Here is a 3,387-nt window from a genome sequence, read left to right on the forward strand (position 1 = left end):
AGCAGGTAAACTAGGCATTTTTGACCCTAAATTTAAAACATTTATAACTCTTTCCTAATCTGTAGAGTTTTCAGATGCTATTGGAAATACTTTATGAGTTATGTCACCTGAGATTAATAAATAAGTAGCATGAGTATTCATGCTACCTATAAACCCTAATTTTTCAAACTCTGTGTTATCTAGCCAATGTAAGAAGCTAAATTTTGAGTTAAGGAAAAAAACGTTAGCCTGATTTGGCTTACTCCCCTCCACTATTTGTTTAAAATCAGATAACTGCTCTTCTGAAAACTCATAAAACATTAAATTCCAAGCATTTGGCTTTATTCCTTGTATACTGCTTGCATACATTTCGATTTTATTTTGTTTTGACTGTTTCCTAAAACGATATTTGAGTTTCTCAAACTCTTTTTTCTGGTGATCAGTCAACTTATTATTAGTCAATTGTGGGTAACCTATGAGGTTAATTTTTCTTTTCATAATTTATTAATTAGCAGGTTTTAAAATAAAGTATACATGGTAATTTGCTGGAGTAGTCATTGTCAGGTCCCCAGCCTTCCATGATTGCGAGGTATGCCTGTTTAAACAAGTTTCCAGCAAAACATTTGTTTTTATAACCCCTGGGGCTAATCGTAGAGCCTCTTAACATCCAATTGACAAAAAAAATCCTCCTATACGTTTCATGCGACTTATGCTGGGCAAAGTTTTCTAAGTCATTATGAAAATTTTGGTAATCAAAAGCAATGATCAAACTGTTTTTTCTGGTTTTCTCCCATTCGTTGGTAATCAAAAAGTCTTGGCACTTGACATGACCCAACACTTTTTTAGCAAAAACCTCATGGTGGTTTTTACCATAAAAATGAGGCTCTCCCTCTTTATATAAAAAATCTATTTTGTCTAAGCTCATTTTGGTTTGTGATCAAGTTACTATATACGCATTTATTAGCTATGTTTAATTTTGTCCAACTACTTGATTCAAGTAGCGAGTTAGCCCGTACAGCGAGATTTCACAACTCAATAAACTACAAGTAGTTGTTTTCAAAGAACCAAAAACAGCTAAACACCTGATATAAAGGATGTTTATTCATTAAAAAACATAATTTACGTTACTTAGTCATCATAATACCCCGACTTCAGCCTTTTCAAGTGTCTTGCCCAAATTTGTTTTCTAAACATAGAAATAGAACAATTGGGTAGCCATTGCCTAATCTTTGCTTGTTCTTCCTCGGCAATAGGGTTTCCCTCCAAAACGATTTTTTTCAGGTTAGACAGGTTTTGTATTTCCAGTGGCAGGTGGGTAACTTGGTTCTCCATCAAGTGCAATACTTCAAGGTTTTGCAATTGTCCTATATCGGCAGGTAATGCTTTAAGCTGGTTCTCAGCCAGCAGCAAAACACGTAAATTAGTCATTTTGCCTATTTCGGGGGGTAAATGGGTAATATTATTATTACTCAAATACAAAGTATGAACTTTTGTTAATTTACCTATTTCAGAAGGCAAAGAGATAAGTTGATTGTTGGCAAAGTCTAACTCTATAAGATTGTCCAATAAACCTATTTCAGCTGGAATATTGGTAAGCTTATTACCATTTAAATATAACTCTTGCAAGGTACTTTCCGACAGTTTAGGAATGGAAAGGTCTGTAATTAAATTGCCTTCTAATTGCACCCTTTGTAGGTTAGGTAGCTTCCAAAGCTCTGCGGGCAAACCTTCCAAATGATTCCCATATAAAAGAAGTTCTTCCATACGTAACAGTTGCCCTATCTCCGGAGAAAGTTTGCTCAAGCCACGTTTACTTAAGTCAAGCTTGGTTTGGGGTAGCTTCGATAATTTTGAAAAAGGAATATCTTCAGTGCTTACTTGCAGCATTTGCTTGTCTATCAACGGTTTGCGTACAGCCATCAACTGACGATTGCGTCGTTCGGTATATACTCTGATGTTTTCGGCTTTTGGGATACCTTCTTTAGTAAGCCTTTGTTGGATGGCTGATGCCATTTCTTTGCCTACCTTAAATCTTTTTAAAAGCCTGCTGTCCTTTACTTTATAATGTACCAACTGGGTTTGGTTTGCAGTCAAAAACCAGAGTACGTGCTCTTGTAAGTTTTTATTTGCTACTTTTAGAGAGGCAAACAAAGGAAGCAGATTAATTTGTATGTATTTATACATAAAACTCAAGCAACCAATCAAGCCCTTTTCACTGTTTTGTAGCTCAACCAAAATACTTGCCCAATCTTTTTTACTGTATACTTGCCAAAACTCTATTGTATTTACCATAAAGTAATGGGTGTGATTAATATCGCTCAGAACGGTTAGTTCATAAGGTAAATATTGTTTAAAGTCTATTTTTCTGAGTTCCTTACGCATAGGCTCAAACCTGCTATAGTTGTGGTAAAACCTACAGTTTTTTACCTTAAGTACTTTTTCGAATACTAACGGAGTGTTGAGATTTTTTATCATGTTTTATTGACTATCTTTCGTTAGATTCCGTTTACTACTTAAGTTTTGTTCTATTGCCATAAGGGGAGACGTGCTTCGTGAGATGGATGTTCTTACTTCATCCATAAAAATATTTATTCTTCCATATATATTTGGCGTTTGTATGACAAGCATCTTTTATAACAAACTCAAGCGGCTTTTTTAATGAATCAAAGGAATTGTTCCAATCTTCAACGATAGCTTGAAAGTCCACCTCTGGTCTATTCTTTTTAAAGAAAACAATTCCTGCATCATTTGTTGTCATAAATACCCGTAAATATTTATCTTCAGTAATACCTATCCTATCAAATCTTAAGTCTAAAAAACCTGTTTTCACCACCACTAATTTTATAGGGTATATGGGGTTAAACAGTTCTATGTTTTCACTATAAAACCCTTGGTACAAGGCTTTAAAATCGCTTTCCAAATCTTCTATTTGTGATAAGTTAAATTTTAGTCCTATCAATTTTTTTAGCGTTATTTCGGAAAAGTTTGTTTTATTCATTGTTTTTATCTGAGTGAACTTGTTTAGCACCTTGCAAGGCTTCCCCAACTAAAAGTGAGTATTTTCCCACTTGGTGTATTGAGGTTAGTTTAACCAGAAGTTGCTGTATACATAGTGTCATGTAGTAGTTTTAATTCCTGTTTTGCTTGCCCGAAAACTGGCAAGGGATGCCCCTAGCTCTAGTGCACTGGAAACTAAATTCCTACCACACTATTTATTCGGAGTCTTTAGCCCCACTGACTTTGCTTAAAAAAGCTTGCATAGCTATGTTTGCGCCTCGCCTGACTGCATTATTCACCCACATTCTATCCCCAGTGCAAGCCTTGACTAAGTACTAGTGCAACAGGAACTAAGTTAATATAGTATTAATTTCCTTTTCCTTTGTAAAGCCTTTGAACTTCCACTTCAAA

4 protein-coding genes are annotated in these 3,387 nt (G+C 35.0%); all 4 read right to left on the bottom strand.

Going from position 1 to position 3,387, the window contains the following annotated elements; translation table 11 throughout:
* Positions 1–54: 54 nt before the first annotated feature.
* The 4 genes from Q0954_RS33355 to Q0954_RS33370 all read right to left on the bottom strand — a co-directional run bounded on the left by Q0954_RS33355 (position 55) and on the right by Q0954_RS33370 (position 2,977).
* The gene (locus Q0954_RS33355; RefSeq protein ID WP_299466212.1) at positions 55–477 is read right to left on the bottom strand and encodes a hypothetical protein; all 423 of its coding nucleotides are present in this window, start codon (positions 475–477) and stop codon (positions 55–57) included.
* A 10-nt stretch (positions 478–487) separates the two neighbouring features.
* Complete coding sequence (locus tag Q0954_RS33360; RefSeq protein ID WP_299466215.1) at positions 488–904, bottom strand: hypothetical protein; 417 nt, start codon at positions 902–904, stop codon at positions 488–490.
* Positions 905–1,107: 203 nt separating this feature from the next.
* Complete coding sequence (locus Q0954_RS33365; RefSeq protein WP_299466218.1) at positions 1,108–2,454, bottom strand: leucine-rich repeat domain-containing protein; 1,347 nt, start codon at positions 2,452–2,454, stop codon at positions 1,108–1,110.
* A gap of 97 nt (positions 2,455–2,551) precedes the next feature.
* Positions 2,552–2,977 carry a hypothetical protein gene (locus tag Q0954_RS33370; protein WP_299466221.1) on the bottom strand — a complete coding sequence of 142 codons (426 nt, stop codon included), beginning with the start codon at positions 2,975–2,977 and terminating at the stop codon, positions 2,552–2,554.
* Positions 2,978–3,387 lie beyond the last annotated feature (410 nt).

It is taken from the genome of uncultured Microscilla sp. (genome assembly GCF_947493425.1).
Taxonomy (GTDB): Bacteria; Bacteroidota; Bacteroidia; order Cytophagales; family Microscillaceae; genus Microscilla.

Excerpts from the sequence above, each read along its gene's own strand:
- Q0954_RS33370 (WP_299466221.1), bottom strand. The coding sequence starts at position 2,977 with ATGAATAAAACAAACTTTTCCGAAATAACGCTAAAAAAATTGATAGGA.
- Q0954_RS33355 (WP_299466212.1), bottom strand. The coding sequence starts at position 477 with ATGAAAAGAAAAATTAACCTCATAGGTTACCCACAATTGACTAATAAT.
- Q0954_RS33365 (WP_299466218.1), bottom strand. The coding sequence starts at position 2,454 with ATGATAAAAAATCTCAACACTCCGTTAGTATTCGAAAAAGTACTTAAG.
- Q0954_RS33360 (WP_299466215.1), bottom strand. The coding sequence starts at position 904 with ATGAGCTTAGACAAAATAGATTTTTTATATAAAGAGGGAGAGCCTCAT.